Origin of the sequence: Erythrobacter sp. HI0063 (genome assembly GCF_001635685.1) — a bacterium.
GTDB lineage: Bacteria > Pseudomonadota > Alphaproteobacteria > Sphingomonadales > Sphingomonadaceae > Qipengyuania.
Genome location: NZ_LWFF01000080.1, coordinates 1 through 272 on the forward strand (window position 1 = coordinate 1; position 272 = coordinate 272).

1 protein-coding gene is annotated in these 272 nt (G+C 68.4%); it reads right to left on the reverse strand.

All coding sequences use genetic code 11. The features are described 5' to 3' along the window. The coding region (locus A3736_RS03925; RefSeq protein WP_304439410.1) for an ATP-dependent helicase C-terminal domain-containing protein at positions 1 to 272 on the reverse strand (272 nt) is incomplete at both ends.

Consider the following 272-nt stretch of genomic DNA (forward strand, 5'->3'; position numbering starts at 1 on the left):
TTCATGTCCTTGCGCACGTCCATCCAGCTTCCCCGCCAAAAACCCGGCAGATCGCGGGTCGCCTGAATCGGGCGGCCAGCCGGGCTCGTCAGCTTGAGCAGGAGCGGTGTGTCGCCCACCATCGGGTGCCGCTCCAGCCCGCACAGCGCCTGCACCCGCACTTCCACGCTGGGCGCGTCGTCCCCGGTATAATCGATCGCGTGATGCGTGCCCGCAGGCGACACGAATTCGCGCGGGGCCAGCCGGTCAAGCCTCTGGCGGCTGTCCCAATC